This is a genomic window from Cupriavidus sp. UME77, from assembly GCF_014170355.1.
GTDB classification, from domain to species: domain Bacteria; phylum Pseudomonadota; class Gammaproteobacteria; order Burkholderiales; family Burkholderiaceae; genus Cupriavidus; species Cupriavidus basilensis.
The window spans coordinates 151,799-165,929 of sequence record NZ_LZZU01000086.1; the positions used below are offsets into that span (position 1 = coordinate 151,799).

15 protein-coding genes are annotated in these 14,131 nt (G+C 65.7%); 6 read left to right on the plus strand and 9 right to left on the minus strand.

What is annotated here, in order from left to right; genetic code table 11:
* Positions 1-10: 10 nt before the first annotated feature.
* Positions 11-934 (minus strand): LysR family transcriptional regulator, encoded by a 924-nt coding sequence (locus A9975_RS32370; RefSeq protein WP_150990821.1) that lies wholly within the window; start codon positions 932-934, stop codon positions 11-13.
* Between the two features lie 150 nt (positions 935-1,084).
* On the opposite strand from A9975_RS32370, the gene A9975_RS32375 reads away from it, so the two are divergent.
* Both A9975_RS32375 and A9975_RS32380 read left to right on the plus strand, forming a co-directional pair.
* The gene (locus A9975_RS32375) at positions 1,085-1,783 is read left to right on the plus strand and encodes a pirin family protein (protein WP_150990819.1); all 699 of its coding nucleotides are present in this window, start codon (positions 1,085-1,087) and stop codon (positions 1,781-1,783) included.
* 164 nt (positions 1,784-1,947) lie between these two features.
* Complete coding sequence (locus A9975_RS32380; protein ID WP_183036300.1) at positions 1,948-2,940, plus strand: CobD/CbiB family protein; 993 nt, start codon at positions 1,948-1,950, stop codon at positions 2,938-2,940.
* A gap of 66 nt (positions 2,941-3,006) precedes the next feature.
* Here the strand turns inward: A9975_RS32380 and A9975_RS32385 are convergent, their stop codons facing one another.
* From A9975_RS32385 to A9975_RS32395, 3 genes are read right to left on the minus strand one after another with little or no spacing between them, the layout of a single operon-like run.
* Entirely contained in the window at positions 3,007-3,315 is a 309-nt protein-coding gene (locus A9975_RS32385) for a putative signal transducing protein (RefSeq protein WP_183036301.1), read from the minus strand.
* A gap of 54 nt (positions 3,316-3,369) precedes the next feature.
* Entirely contained in the window at positions 3,370-4,398 is a 1,029-nt protein-coding gene (gene rsgA, locus A9975_RS32390) for a ribosome small subunit-dependent GTPase A (protein WP_183036302.1), read from the minus strand.
* A complete protein-coding gene (locus tag A9975_RS32395) occupies positions 4,395-5,642 on the minus strand; it encodes a M48 family metallopeptidase (RefSeq protein WP_183036303.1) in 1,248 nt (415 codons plus the stop codon). Before A9975_RS32395 ends, rsgA begins: the two co-directional genes overlap by 4 nt.
* 195 nt (positions 5,643-5,837) lie before the next feature.
* Between A9975_RS32395 and orn the strand changes: the two genes are divergently transcribed.
* On the plus strand, positions 5,838-6,488 hold the full coding sequence (gene orn, locus A9975_RS32400; protein ID WP_043348190.1) for an oligoribonuclease: 651 nt from the start codon (positions 5,838-5,840) through the stop codon (positions 6,486-6,488).
* A gap of 67 nt (positions 6,489-6,555) precedes the next feature.
* Positions 6,556-7,437 (plus strand): AEC family transporter, encoded by an 882-nt coding sequence (locus tag A9975_RS32405; RefSeq protein ID WP_183036304.1) that lies wholly within the window; start codon positions 6,556-6,558, stop codon positions 7,435-7,437.
* Between the two features lie 19 nt (positions 7,438-7,456).
* On the opposite strand, the gene mog is transcribed toward A9975_RS32405, so the two are convergent.
* Positions 7,457-8,110 (minus strand): molybdopterin adenylyltransferase, encoded by a 654-nt coding sequence (gene mog, locus A9975_RS32410; protein ID WP_183036305.1) that lies wholly within the window; start codon positions 8,108-8,110, stop codon positions 7,457-7,459.
* A gap of 47 nt (positions 8,111-8,157) precedes the next feature.
* On the minus strand, positions 8,158-8,775 hold the full coding sequence (yjgA, locus tag A9975_RS32415; protein WP_370565953.1) for a ribosome biogenesis factor YjgA: 618 nt from the start codon (positions 8,773-8,775) through the stop codon (positions 8,158-8,160).
* A 57-nt stretch (positions 8,776-8,832) separates the two neighbouring features.
* On the opposite strand from yjgA, the gene pmbA reads away from it, so the two are divergent.
* Entirely contained in the window at positions 8,833-10,203 is a 1,371-nt protein-coding gene (pmbA, locus tag A9975_RS32420) for a metalloprotease PmbA (protein WP_150990801.1), read from the plus strand.
* Positions 10,204-10,293: 90 nt separating this feature from the next.
* On the opposite strand, the gene A9975_RS32425 is transcribed toward pmbA, so the two are convergent.
* The 3 genes from A9975_RS32425 to A9975_RS32435 all read right to left on the minus strand — a co-directional run bounded on the left by A9975_RS32425 (position 10,294) and on the right by A9975_RS32435 (position 12,460).
* Complete coding sequence (locus A9975_RS32425) at positions 10,294-10,794, minus strand: dihydrofolate reductase (RefSeq protein WP_183036307.1); 501 nt, start codon at positions 10,792-10,794, stop codon at positions 10,294-10,296.
* Entirely contained in the window at positions 10,791-11,585 is a 795-nt protein-coding gene (locus A9975_RS32430; protein WP_183036308.1) for a thymidylate synthase, read from the minus strand. The genes A9975_RS32425 and A9975_RS32430 overlap by 4 nt, the downstream gene beginning before the upstream one ends.
* A 176-nt stretch (positions 11,586-11,761) precedes the next feature.
* Positions 11,762-12,460 carry a TerC family protein gene (locus A9975_RS32435; RefSeq protein WP_183036309.1) on the minus strand — a complete coding sequence of 233 codons (699 nt, stop codon included), beginning with the start codon at positions 12,458-12,460 and terminating at the stop codon, positions 11,762-11,764.
* A gap of 564 nt (positions 12,461-13,024) precedes the next feature.
* Here A9975_RS32435 and egtD point away from each other — a divergent pair.
* Positions 13,025-14,125 (plus strand): L-histidine N(alpha)-methyltransferase, encoded by a 1,101-nt coding sequence (gene egtD, locus A9975_RS32440; protein WP_183036310.1) that lies wholly within the window; start codon positions 13,025-13,027, stop codon positions 14,123-14,125.
* The last annotated feature ends 6 nt before the right edge of the window (positions 14,126-14,131 follow it).

Below are 14,131 nucleotides of genomic sequence, written 5' to 3' on the forward strand. Positions count from 1 at the left end.
AGTCTGGTGCTTAGTCAGGCTGGCCCGGCTGCTGCTGGAGCAGGGCTTGCGCCAGGCGCGGGTCGTCCAGCTTGTTGGCCCACCATTGCAGCGCCTTGCCGCGCGTGCTGGTGCGCCAGGCTACCTTGAAATTGCCGGGGGCGCGCACCTCCAGGGTCTCGCGTGCCTGCAGCACGCCGCTTTCGATAAAGGGCTGCGCCATGGGCGCCGGCAGCCAGCCGCAGCCCAGGCCGCGGATCTGGGCTTCGAGCTTGTCGCGCATGGTGGGCACCACCAGCACGTCCTGCCCGGCGAGCACGCCATGGGTGCGCGCGGGCAGGTTGCGCGAGGTATCGCCCACGGCCACGATGCGGTGCTTGGCGATCTGCAGGGTGGTCAGCGGGCCGGGCTCCGTCGCCAGCGGATGATGCGCGGCCACCGCGAAGACAAAGGGCATGGAGCCCAGCGCGCGCACCTGGAAGCCCTGGGTGCTCGGCGCATCGTAGGCGCCGCCGATCACCAGGTCGGCGCGGCTGCTGACCAGCGCATCCCACGCGCCGCCCAGCACCTCCTTGGCAAAGCGCAGCCGGGTGGCATCGTTCTCGGCATAGAAGTCCTGGATGACCGGCAGCAGGGCGCGGAAATTGATCAGGTCGTCGACCACGATGGTCAGGGTGGCTTCCCAGCCGGTGGCCAGCCGCTTGACGCGGCGGGCCAGGTCGTCGGCGGCGTGCAGCAGGTGGCGGCCTTCGTCCAGCAAGGCGCGCCCGGCGGGCGTGAGCTCGGCGCGGTGGCGGCGTCGGTCGAACAGCAGCACGTCCAGGTCTTCCTCCAGCTTGCGCACCACATAGGTGAGCGCGGAGGGCACTTTGCCCATCTCGTGCGCGGCGGCTGCGAAGCTGCCCTTGCGCTCGATGGCGTCAAGAACTTCCAGGGATTCGAGAGAGAGTGCCATGTTCAGAATTTCTGAATGAATGCTTCTAAGATCGGTCCGCCAAATATACGCCTGCCACCCTAAACTGCCTAGCATCGAAACGTAGCGCAAGGCCAGGACTAGGATTAACCCAGCTCCTGCGCCGATGTGGCCTGAAGGAGGGCCGTCAAAATGATTGAAATCAGAAAGGCGGGTGAACGTGGCTATGCCGATCATGGCTGGCTCAAGTCGTACCATACGTTTTCCTTCGCGGACTACTACGATCCCAAGCACGTGCAGTTCGGGCCGCTGCGCGTCATCAATGAAGACCGTGTAGCGCCGGGCATGGGTTTTGGCACCCATGGCCACCGCGACATGGAAATCATCAGCTATGTGCTCGAAGGCGAGCTGGCCCACAAGGACAGCATGGGCAACGGCAGCGTGATCCGCCCCGGCGACGTGCAGCGCATGAGCGCGGGCACCGGTGTGCGGCACTCGGAGTACAACCACGCCGCACACGACACCACGCACTTCCTGCAGATCTGGATCCTGCCGGAGAAGTCCGACCTTGAGCCCGGCTACGAGGAAAAGCACTTTCCGGCGGCCGACAAGCGTGGCCGGCTGCGCCTGGTGGGCAGCCGCGACGGTGCGGAGGGCTCGGTGGTGATCCATCAGGACATGCGCCTGTATGCCGGCTTGTTTGATGCGGACGAGTCCGCCACGCTGGCGCTGGCACCCGGGCGCAAGGCCTATGTGCATGTGGCGCGTGGCCGCGTCACCGTCAATGGCAAGGCGCTGGAAGCGGGCGATGCCGCACAGCTGGAAGGCGCCGAGGCCGTGACCCTGGCGCACGGCGATGGTGCCGAAGTGCTGGTGTTTGACCTGCCCTGAGGCGTTGCCTCGGCAGCCCGCAGCCCGCCCGCTTTGCCGGCGGGCCGCGGTGCTTTGTCTGGGCGGGTTTGCCGTATGCTATCGTCTCGCTATAGATAAGATAAGCGATCAGCCCGGCACACGCGCCGCCTGATGCGCCCTGGCCATCGACACCCAGACCAGAGATGACATTTGTATCCGTTCTCCTCGCGCTGATCGCCGAGCAGTTCCGCGCCCTGGGCCGCAACAATCCGATCTACGACATCGTGCGCGTTCTTGCCGAGCGCGCCGAGCATGCCTTTGACACCGGGCGTCCGCGCGATACCGCGCTGGCCTGGTTCACAGTGGTGCTGCCGCTCACGCTGACCGCCATGGTGGTGCACTACCTGCTGGCTTCCATCAGCGTGGCGCTCACGCTGGCGTGGAATGTCCTGCTGCTCTACCTCACCCTGGGTTTCCGGCAGTTCAGCCACTTCTTCACCGATATCCACGAGGCGCTCAACCGCGATGACCTGCCGCGCGCCCGCGCGCTGCTGCACCAGTGGACCGGTCTCGAAACCATCGAAATGCCGGTCACGGAAATCGTCCGGCACACCCTGGAAGCCGCCATCGTGGCAGTGCACCGGCATGTGTTCGGGGTGTTTTTCTGGTTCCTGGTGCCGATCGGCCCGGGTGGCGTGGTCTTGTACCGCATCGCCGAGTACCTCGCGCGCCACTGGAATATCCCCTCCACGGAGCGCAGCCCCGCGCTGGGCCACTTTGCCGCGCGTGCCTTCTACCTGCTGGACTGGATTCCTTCGCGGCTGACCTCGGTCGGCTTTGCCATCGTTGGCAATTTCGAGGACGCGGTCTATGCGTGGCGCAACCATGCGCGCAAGTGGAACGATGCCGTCAACGGCATCCTGCTTGCCAGCGGCGGCGGCGCGCTTGGCGTGCGCCTGGGGGTGCCTCTGGCGGAAGAGAGTACTGCCGTGGTGCTGCGCACCAGCCTGGCCGGGCCGGCGGTGGACTACGCACCGGGCATGGAAGACGATAGCGAGCCCGAGGCGGTCGCGCCGGAATTCGGGGTGGAACCCAACGTGCGTACGCTGCAATCGGCCATCGGCCTGGTGTGGCGTGCCGTCGTGCTGTGGATGCTGCTGCTGGCGATGTTGTCGCTGGCGCTCTGGGTGGGCTGAGCCAACCCCGCCGTATCCGTTGGCCGTTGACCATCGACGCCCGCGCTTGCCGCGGGCGCTTTGCTTTCAGGGTTGCCGCGGCGCGCCGCATTGCCAGCACGAGCCGAACTGCGCATCGTGCCATTCCCCGCAGGACATGCAGGCCCATCGCGGCCCCGGCGCCGGATTGGCGGCGGCGTGCAACACCTCCCAGGCCTCGGCCTCCCGTTCATCGTCGATCAGCCAGACCTGGGGCGCGCTTTCGCGAAACGGGATGTCGCCCATGGCGCCAGCCAGCCATGTATTGCGCAGGTCGGCGCGGATGCCGGCGGCTTCCAGCACGTTCTGGCAGTGCGCGGCATGGACGAGGGAAGGGGTCGATAGCAGTAGTTTCATCGGGATCGGGTGCGCCGCATGCCCGTTTGCCCTCATGCGGCGCGCCCGATTACCTTACCACGGCTTTTGCTGGCGGGATTCGTGCAGCAGCTGCGTGTAGAGCTGGTGGCGCCGGCCGGAGATCTCGCCGGCCTTCATCGACGCCAGCACGCCGCAGCCGGGCTCGTTGATGTGGTGGCAATTGTAGAAGCGGCACTCGGTCAGGCGTGGGCGGAATTCGGGGAACGCGCGCTCCAGCATGCCTTCGCTCAGGTGGTGCAGGCCGAACTCCTGGAAACCCGGCGAATCGATCAGGCAGCCACGCTGGCGCGCTTGAGGATCCGCGCCATCCGCGCTATCCACGCCATCGGCCTCGCCATCCACACTGGCGGGCAGGTGGTAGAGGCGGGTGAAGGTGGTGGTGTGCTTGCCCGAATCCAGCTTGGCGGAGATTTCCCGCGTTTGCGCTTCCACGCCCGGGATCAGCAGGTTCAGCAGCGAGGACTTGCCCATGCCCGACTGGCCGATCAGGATGCTGGCGCGGTGCGCCAGCTGCGGGCGCAACTGCGCCAGCGTATCGTCCGGCGAGCCGTGCACCGACAGGAACAGCGTCTCGTAGCCAAGCCCGCGGTACAGCTCCAGGCGGCCGCGCGCTTCTTCCAGCCGCTCGGTCAGGTCGATCTTGTTGAGGATGATCAGCGGACGGATGCCCAGTGCTTCGGCGGACACCAGCGCGCGGCCCAGCAGGTCTTCCGAGAAGCCCGGCTCGGTCGCCAGCACGATCACTACCTGGTCAATGTTGGCGGCCAGCAGCTTGGACTTGAACTGGTCCGAGCGATGCAGCAGGTTCTTGCGCGGCTTGAAGCCGGTGATCACGCACTGGTCGGACGCGGCGCGCTCGATGGTGACGCGGTCGCCGACCGCGCATTCGCTGCGCTTGCCGCGCGGGAAACCGTGCAGGCGGCTGCCGTCGTCCAGTTCGATCACATAGTGGCGGCCGTGCGCGGCGACGATCAGCGCCTCCTCGGCGGCGGCGCCATTGGCATTGGCTTTGGCAGGGCTTGGGGCGCGCTGCGGGCCTCCCCGGCTGGCGGCGCGGCTCATGCGTGCGCCAGCAGGCGGTCGATCCGCTGTGCTGCCGGTGGGTGCGAGTAGTAGAAGGCGCTGTAGATCGGGTCGGGGGTCAAGGTAGAGGCATTGTCCTTGTAGAGCTTGACGAGGGCAGAGACCAGGTGGCCGGCATCGGTCTGCCCGGCCGCAAACGCATCCGCCTCGAACTCATGGCGGCGCGAGGTCAGGCTGGCCAGGGGGCCAAGCAGGAAGGTGAAAACCGGCAAGGTCAGGAAGAACAGCACGAGGGCCAGGGCGTGATTGGTGGTGCCCAGGTTGGGCAGCACGCCCAGCCCGGTGTAGAACCACGTGCGGCTGGAAAGCCAGCCCAGCGCGGCGAGAAACACCAGGCTCAGCGCGAAGCTGACCAGCATGCCCTTCAGGATGTGGCGCCGCTTGAAGTGGCCAAGCTCATGCGCCAGCACCGCTTCGATCTCGTCATCGGCAAGGCGCTCCATCAGCGTGTCGAAGAAAACGATGCGCTTGGCCGCGCCGAACCCGGTGAAGTAGGCATTGCCGTGCGCGCTGCGCTTGCTGCCGTCCATGACGAACAGGCCGCGGCTGCGAAAGCCGCATTTCTGCAGCAGGCGGGTGATGCGGGCTTCCAGCGAGGCATTGGCCAGCGGCTCGAAGCGGTTGAACAGCGGCATGATCACCGACGGGGCAATCATCTGCACAAAGATCGTGAAGGCGATCCACGTCAGCCAGGTCCACGCCCACCAGTACTCGCCCATATGTGCCATCAGCCATAGCACGGCGAGCAGCAAGGGCAGGCCGAGCGCGCAGCCAACGGCGGTCATCTTGAGCAGATCGGCCAGGTAGAGCTTCCAGCCCATGCGGTTGAAGCCAAAGCGCTGCTCGATGCCGAACTGCCCGTAGAGCGAGAAGGGCAGGTCAACCAGGCCCCCGATTACGGCCACGCTGGCGATCAGCGCCACGCTGTAGGCATAGCCCGGGCCGAAGGTGCCGATCCAGAACTGGTTGATCCACTGCAGCCCGCCCAGCATGGTCAGCACGATCAGCAGCGCGGCGCCAGCCAGCACCTCCAGCATCGACAGCCGGGTGCGGGCGATGGTGTAGTCGGCCGCCTTCTGGTGGGAGGACAGCGTAATGGTGTCGGCAAATCGGGCCGGCACCGCATGACGGTGTTGCGCCACATGGCGCACCTGGCGGGCGGCCAGCCAGAGCTTGGTCAGCACCATCAGCATCAGGGCGGCTAGGAACAGAAACGTGAACATCGGGCAGAGCCTTGTCGTGTGAAGCCTTGGCGTACGCGGTGGCGGCCGGACCGCCGAAGCGGGTTTCCGAGCGCGTTGGAACCGGCTGCGGCGGCGGATATGCGAGAATTATAAGTTGTTCGTGCCTGCTGCCCCGTGTTCCTGATCCGGAGCGCGGGCGCGCCCCCTTTTGCTTCCCTTTCGATTGCAGTCCAGATGACCAGCCAAAATACCCACGTCCCCAGCGGCGTCAAATCCGTCAAGAGCGAAAACAACCTGATCTGGCTGGACATGGAGATGACCGGCCTGATGCCCGACACGGACCGCATCATCGAGATCGCCATCGTCGTGACGGACTCCGAACTCAACATCCTGGCCGAGGGCCCGGTGCTGGTGATCCACCAGGAAGACGCCGTGCTCGATGGCATGGACAACTGGAACAAGGGCACCCACGGCCGCTCGGGCCTGATCGACAAGGTCAAGGCCTCGACCCTGACCGAAGCCCAGGCCGAGGTCGAGCTGCTGGCCTTCCTCAAGCGCTGGGTGCCGGCCGGCAAGTCGCCCATGTGCGGCAACTCGATCTGCCAGGACCGCCGCTTCATGGCGCGCTACATGCCCAAGCTGGAGGCGTTCTTCCACTATCGCAACCTCGACGTCTCCACGCTCAAGGAACTGTGCAAGCGCTGGGAGCCGGCCATCCACAAGGGCTTTATCAAGCGCCAGCTGCACACCGCGCTGGCCGATATCCTGGAGTCCGTGGAAGAGCTGCGCTACTACCGCACGCACTTCATCCGCCAGTCGGCGCCGGCGGCCGCACCTGCAGCCGCGGCCGAGGCGAGCGCAACGCCGGATACCCCGGCCGCCTGATTCTTTCTCCTCCCATGTCACTGCCAAGGCGCCCTGCGGGGCGCTTTGGCTTAACGGCAACCCGCCCATGCTTGCGCGCATCGTCTCGATCATCACGCCGGTCATCCTGATCATCCTGGTCGGCTGGCTCTACGGGCGCCGCGCGCACCCCGACATGTCCGGGATCAACCGCGCCACGCTCGATGTGATCGCGCCGCTGCTGGTGGTGTCTGCCTTTGTCAGCAAGGAATTCGTGCTGGCCGACCAGCTTGTGCTGCTGGGTTGCGCGATTGCCGTGGTGCTGGGCTCGGGCTTGCTGGCGTGGCTTGGCGCGCGGCTGCTGGGGGCGGATCCGCGCACCTTCGTGCCGCCGATGATGTTCAACAATTGCGGCAACATGGGCTTGCCGCTATCGGTGTTCGCGTTCGGGCCGGTCGGGCTGGCGCCCGCCGTGGCGCTGTTCGCCGCGTCCAACCTGATGCACTTCACCATCGGCATGAAGATCGTCAACCGGCACGCGTCGATCACGCAGATCGCGCGCAATCCGATGGTGCTGGCAACGGTGGCGGGGGTGGGATTGTCGCTGGCGCGGCCGTGGTTCTCGCTGCCGGAGCCGGTGTTCCAGTCGATCAAGCTGCTGGGCGATGCCACCGTGCCCTTGATGTTGTTCGCGCTCGGCGTGCGCATGAAGGACGTGAGCCTGCGCAACTGGGGCATGGGCGCAATCGGCGCCGCGGTCTGTCCGCTGACTGGCATCGCCTGCGCCTTGCTGCTGGCGCAGGTGGTGCCGCTGACCCAGCTCCAGCGCGGGCTGCTGTTCGTGTTCGCGTCGCTGCCGCCGGCCGTGCTCAACTTCCTGGTGGCCGATCATTTCCGGCAGGAGCCGGACCAGGTGGCGTCGATCGTGCTGCTGGGCAATGTGGCTGCCGTGCTGTTCGTGCCGGTAGGGCTGTATCTGGGGCTGCGCTAGCGTGGCTGCCCCCTGAGGTTCACGCGGCGGGCTTGGCGCGGATCGCGTGCTTGGGGCGCCACACCTTGGCCACGGCTTCGTCAGTCTCGATGTAAGGCCCGCCGATCAGGTCGACGCAGTAGGGCACGGCGGCAAAGATGCCTTGCACGATGGAGTTGCCGTCCTCGCCGCGCAGGCCTTCCAAGGTTTCACGGATGGCGCGCGGCTGGCCCGGCAGATTGATGATGAGGGCGGCGCGGCTGGCGGTTTCGCGAATCACCGCCACCTGCCGCGACAGGATGGCCGTGGGCACGAAGTGCAGGCTGACCTGGCGCATCTGCTCGCCAAAGCCAGGCATTTCCTTGGTGCCTACCGCCAGCGTGGCCTCGGGGGTGACGTCGCGGCGGGCCGGGCCGGTGCCGCCGGTGGTCAGCACCAGATCGCAGCCGGCCACGTCGACCAGCTCGATCAGCGTGCGCGAGATCAACGCCTGCTCGTCAGGGATGAGACGCTCCACGGCCTGCCAGGGCGAGGTCAGGGCGCGCCCGAACCAGTCGCGCAGCGCCGGGATGCCCTCGTCCTGGTAGGTGCCGGTCGACGCACGGTCTGAGATCGAGACAAAGCCAACCAGCAGTTCGTCCGGGTGCCTGCGGGCAACGGGATGGACCAGCGCGGGCGTTGTGGTTTGCATCATCTTGTCCCCATTTCCTTGATTGCTGCGTTTGGGATGCCGTTTATCGGTTATTCGCCGGCTTCCGGCTCGGGTTCCTGCTCGCCGGTGGCCGCGGCCTGCTTGCCTTCCAGCGCGGTCTTGATGGCCTGGAACAGCTCGCGGAAGTAGCGCGGCGGCTTGCTCATCTCGTGCTCTTTGCGCGCGTTGCGGATGATGTTGCGCAGCGCCTGGACGTCGCTGGCCGGATGCTCGGCAAGGAATTTCGTCAGCGCGGCGTCGTCCGCCAGCAGCAGCTCGCGCCAGCGCTCGACCAGGTGCAGCTTAGCCGTCTCGGCCTTGCTGGTGCCCTTGAAGCCTTCCAGCACGCGCTGGATGGCGGCCACTTCGTCATCGTCCAGCCTGCGCATGACCTTGCCGACATACTGCATCTGGCGGCGCTTGCCTTCGTGGTTGGTGATGCGCCGCGCGTCGCGGATGGCGTCGGCCAGCGCTTCAGGCATGGGCACGCGCGCCAGGCGGTCCTTGGGCAGGGCTTCGAGTTCAACGCCCAGGTCCTGCAGGGCGAGCATATCGCGCTTTTTCTGCGACTTGCTCTTGAGCATGTCGTCGTCGTCGGCCGGCTCAGGGGTGAACGGGTCGGGGAAGCCGGAGGCGTTCCGGGGGGAGGGGCGGGTGTTTCGCGTCATGGTTGGCATTTTATCTTGCTATGATTCTTGTTTGGACTTTTGATGACCGCGCCCACAATGGATCAATCCGCAGACCAGACCACCCACTTCACTTATACCCAGGCCCAGCTCAGCGAGATGGCCGCCGATGTGCTGCGGGTGGCACGCGAGCTGGGCGCCACCGATGCGGCTACCGAGATCTCCGAGGGCAGCGGCCTGTCGGTGTCGGTGCGCAAGGGCCAGGTGGAAACCATCGAGCAAAACCGCGACAAGGTAGTGGGCGTCACGGTCATGATCGGCCAGCGGCGCGGCAACGCCAGCACCTCGGATTTCTCGCCGGCGGCCCTGCGCGCCACGGCCGAGGCGGCTTACAACATCGCTCGCTTCACCGCGGAAGACGATTGCGCCGGCCTGGCCGAAGAAGCGCTGCTCGAGCGCAACCCGCAGGATCTCGACCTGTTCCACCCCTGGAATATCGACGCTGAGCAAGCCATCGAGCTAGCGCGGCGCGCCGAGGCGGCCGCCTTCGCGGTCTCGCCGCGCATTCGCAATAGCGACGGCGCTAGTGTCTCGGCCCAGCATTCGCAGTTCGTGCTGGCCACTTCGCGCGGCTTCACGGGCGGCTACCCGTATTCCCGCCACTTTATTTCCTGCGCGCCGATCGCCGGCACCGGCAGTGGCATGCAGCGCGACGACTGGTACTCGTCAAAGCGCGCGCCCGGCGCGCTGGCTGCGCCCGAGGACATCGGCCGCTATGCCGCCGAGCGCTCGCTGGCCCGCCTGAATGCGCGCCAGTTGTCGACGCGCCGCTGCCCGGTGCTGTTCGAGGCACCTCTGGCGGCCGGTCTGCTCGGCGCCTTCGTGCAGGCCGTGTCAGGCGGCGCGCTGTACCGCAAGTCGACCTTCCTCTACGACACATTGGGCAAGGCGGTGTTTGCGCCGCATATCCATATCCACGAGCAGCCCCACCTGCCGGGCGCCATGGGCAGCGCACCCTTTGACGAAGAAGGCGTGAAGACCCACGCGCGCGATGTGGTGCGCGGCGGCGTGGTGGAAGGCTATTTCCTCTCCACGTACTCGGCGCGCAAGCTGGGCATGACGACCACCGGCAACGCCGGCGGCTCGCACAACCTGACGCTTTCCAGCAAGCTGACCACGCCGGCAGACGACTTCGCCGGCATGCTGCGCAAGCTGGGCACCGGCCTGCTGGTGACCGAGCTGATGGGGCAGGGCGTGAACTACGTGACGGGCGATTACTCGCGCGGCGCGTCGGGCTATTGGGTCGAGAACGGGGTGATCCAGTACCCGGTGGAAGAGATCACCATCGCCGGCAACATGAAGGAGATGTTCCAGCAGATCGTGGCCATTGGCGCCGATTCGCTGGTGCGCGGCACCAAGGAAACCGGCTCGGTCCTGATCGAGCAGATGACCATCGCCGGCGGCAACTAAAACGACAGCGGCGGCCTGAAGACAGGCCGCCGCGCGCGTAAAACGTGAGCGACGTCAGCGTCGCTTGAAACTTGCCGTTTGAGGCGACCGTTATTCCTCGCCCGAGGGCGGGCGCTCGTACGTCACGAACGCGTAGTCGAAACCGTTCGCCTCCGAATGATGCCGTTCGCGCTGCGTCGCGATCCACCGCTGCGGGTCGATGGCCGGAAACACCGCGTCGCCTTGCACATCCGCATCGATTTCCGTCACCACCAGCCGGTCTGCGCTGGGCAGGGCCTCGGCATACAGCTGCGCGCCGCCGATCAGGAAGATCTGCGGGGCGCCCACGCATAGCCGCTGCGCTTCTTCCAGCGAGTTCGCCACGTCGCAGCCCTCGATGCGCAGGTCGCGGTTGCGGCTCACCACGATATTGCGCCGGCCCGGCAGCGGCCGGCCGATGGACTCCCACGTCTTGCGGCCCATCACGATGGGCGCGCCCATGGTGGTGCGCTTGAAGTGCGCCAGGTCCTCGGGCAGGCGCCAGGGCAGGGTGTTGTCGCGGCCGATCACGCCGTTGCGGGCTTTCGCCACGATCAGGGTCAGCAACGTCATACGGCCACCGGTGCCTTGATGGCCGGATGCGATTCGTAGCCCACCAGTTCGAAGTCCTCGTATTTGTAGTCGAAGATGCTGTCCGGCTTGCGCAGGATCTTCAGTTGCGGCAACGCCATCGGCGCGCGCGCGAGCTGGGTTGCCACCTGCTCGGCATGGTTGCTGTAGATGTGGCAGTCGCCGCCGGTCCAGATGAAGTCCCCCACCTCCAGCCCGGTCTGCTGCGCGATCATGTGCGTCAGCAGCGCATAGCTGGCGATATTGAACGGCACGCCAAGGAAGATATCGGCGCTGCGCTGGTACAGCTGGCAGGACAGGCGGCCGTCGGCCACGTAGAACTGGAAGAATGCATGGCAGGGCGGCAGCTTCATCTGCGCGATCTCGCCCACGTTCCAGGCCGATACGATCAGCCGGCGCGAATCGGGATTGCTGTGGATCTGCGCCATCAGGTCGGCGATCTGGTCGATGTGGCGGCCGTCCGGCGTGGGCCACGCGCGCCACTGCGAGCCATAGACCGGCCCGAGCTCGCCGTTTGCGTCGGCCCATTCGTCCCAGATGCTGACGCCGTTGTCCTTCAGGTACTGGATGTTGGTCGAGCCCTTCAGGAACCACAGCAGTTCGTGAATGATCGACTTCATGTGCAGCTTCTTGGTGGTCACCACCGGGAAGCCTTCGCGCAGGTCGAAGCGCATCTGGTAGCCAAACACCGAGCGCGTGCCGGTGCCGGTGCGGTCGGCCTTTTCGGTGCCATGCTCTTGCACATGGCGCATGAAGTCGAGGTACTGTTTCATCGGCGCGGGTGTAGGGGGAAAGTGACGCGACAGCAGTGTGCGCGTATGGCGGCAATCTGCTAACCGAATAGCAAATTGCTAAAGGGTTAGCATTTTATCGCAAAGCAAAACGGGCCGCCTTGCGGCGACCCGTTTTCAGGTTCCAGCTAGCTCGGCGGCGCTGGCGCCGTCGCGCATTACTGCGCGGCCGTAGCCGGAGCCCGGCGCTTTTGCACCAGGTAGCCACCGCCCAGCACACCGCCGACGACCACCACGAACAAGCCGTAGTAGGCCAGTGCGTTGCTGTTGAAGAACTCCTTCACCAGCGGTTCGCTGACAATCATCTTGACTGCCGTGAAGGCCAGCACGCCGGCACCCACGAAGATGATCGAGGGGAAGCGCGACATCAGCTTGAGCACCAGGCTCGAGCCCCACACCACGATGGGGATGCTGATGAGCAGGCCCAGCACCACCAGCAGGAAGCTGCCGTGCGCCGCGCCAGCCACAGCCAGCACGTTGTCCACGCCCATCACCGCATCGGCGATGATGATCGTCTTCATCGCGCCCACCAGGGTGGTTGCGCCCGCGCCATGCTCGTCGCCATTGCCGTCATCGGACAGCAGCTTGTAGGCAATCCACACCAGGGCCGCGCCGCCGATCAGCAGCAGGCCAGGGATCTTGAGCAGCCACACCACGCCGACCGTCATGGCCGAACGGACCACGACCGCGCCGACAGTCCCCCAGATGATGGCCTTCTTCTGCAGGTGGGGCGGCAGGTTGCGCGCCGCCAGGGCGATCACGATCGCATTGTCACCAGCCAGCACAAGGTCAATGACGACGATGGATAGCAGTGCCGTCAGGAACTGCATCGTGAACAAATCGGTAAACCATTCCATGAAATCTCCTCGAACAACGAATAGCTAAGAGCCGTGCGTACGCACCGGTTTGGCCTGGAGACATGATGTGTGGGAGCTTGGGGGCGCCTTTGCAAACCATGAAACCAGGTTGCAAAGGTCTTGCTCGACCGCTGATGATACTTGGCGCGGTCAGCACAACCGGAGACTGTCACAGTCCCGGAATGACGATTGTGCTAAGGGCATGGCCCCGGAGCTACTCCCCTTTGAGGGGCGATCCAATCCGGGCGAGCCCGAAGCAGATACGCCGAGGCGGATTATAAACGATGCTGCGTATTTTTTGTGGTGCGCCGTGGCGGCGTTGTGGCGGCATTGCCGCAGCAAACTGTTGTTGAGCAAAGTGCACTTTCTGGTTTTCACTGCACTGAGGTTTTTGTGCAATGCGGTAAGCACACTCCGCGCTCGCCAGCTATCCTGAGAAGAATTGCATCGGCTGATGCGCCCCAGACGTCACCGGAGGCGGATCCCTTGCAACTCCCGCGCATGCCGTGACGTGCGGGCCCCTGGGGGTTTTATGCAGTGCCCATCGACCATCAAGGAAACGTCATGCCGGCAGTCCCGACCCCGCTGAATCCACTGAACGCACGCCTCAATCACACCCAAGCCAATCACAACGGCACCTCGGCCCTGAAACCCAATGGCCCCCCCGCCGGCAGCGTCGTAGTCGGCAACGGCCATGCACAGCCGAACCCGGTGCCCCGGCTGGATTTCATCCAGCAGTACCACGAGGACAGCGGCGCGCTGCGCGGCGAGATCACGCGGGGCCTGCTGGCCAGCGCCGCCAGCATCAGCCCCAAGTTCTTCTACGACGTGCTCGGCTCGCGCCTGTTCGAGGCCATCACCGACCTGCCCGAGTACTACCCCACGCGCACCGAGGCCTCGGTCTTTTCGGCATTTGCTCCCGCCATGGCCGCGCGCGCCGGCAGTGGCTGCGTGCTGATCGACCTTGGCGCGGGTAACTGCCAGAAGGCGGCCCGGCTCTTCGGCAGCCTGCAGCCGGCGCAATACGTGGCGCTCGACATCTCGGTGGAGTTCCTGCGCGGCACGCTGTTCTGCCTGCAGCAGCAGCATCCGCAGATTCCCATGCTTGGCCTGGGCGCCGACCTGTGCGTGCCGCTCGATCTGCCGCCCGAGGTCAGGAGCGGGCGCCGCCTGTTCTTTTATCCAGGATCCAGCATCGGCAATTTCGCACCAGCCCAGGCGCAGGCCTTGCTGCAGCGGCTGCGGGCCGCGGCGGGCAGGGGGGATGGCGTGCTGATTGGCGTGGACCTGCTCAAGGACGAGCAGGCGCTGGTGGCCGCCTATGATGACCAGCTGGGTGTGACCGCCGCCTTCAATCGCAATGTGCTGCGCAACCTGAATCGCATCGTGGGCAGCGACTTCCAGCTTGAGGACTGGCGCCATGTGGCCAGCTTCGACCGCGAGGGCTCGCGCATCCAGATGCACCTGCAAGCTGAGCGCGAGGTTACCGTGCGCTGGGCGGAGGGTAGCCGCGGCTTTCGCGCGGGCGAGCAGATTCATACGGAGGATTCGTATAAATACCGGCCGGACGACTTCGCCGCCTTGCTCGAGGCTGCGGGCTTCGACGATCCGGTCTGGTGGAGCGATCCGCGCGGATGGTTCGCGGTGTTCCACGCCCGGGCCTGAAGCCAC